Source organism: Nocardioides albidus (assembly GCF_006335005.1).
Lineage (GTDB): Bacteria > Actinomycetota > Actinomycetes > Propionibacteriales > Nocardioidaceae > Nocardioides > Nocardioides albidus.
Genome location: NZ_VDMP01000016.1, coordinates 88591 through 88822 on the forward strand (window position 1 = coordinate 88591; position 232 = coordinate 88822).

A 232-nucleotide genomic window follows, 5' to 3' on the forward strand; every position below is an offset into this window, starting at 1 on the left:
AACCAGGCCGCCACGTCCCGGGCGCCGTGCTCGAGCGCGACATCGCCGGCGGCCGCGAGCACCCGCGCCTTCAGCTCCGCGACCTGGGCCTGGACCCGGGACAGCTCGACCAGCGCGGCCTCCTTCTCCGCGACCGTCATGAACACCGGCTGCACCACCGCCACCTCGACCAACGCCGACCGCAGCCGCGCGGCACAGCCCACGATCGGGTGGGGTGGGGCGAGGGTGGCGG

1 pseudogene is annotated in these 232 nt (G+C 75.9%); it reads right to left on the reverse strand.

The window, feature by feature from the left end:
• Positions 1 to 232, reverse strand: a pseudogene (locus FHP29_RS21510) (HNH endonuclease); the annotation flags it as partial.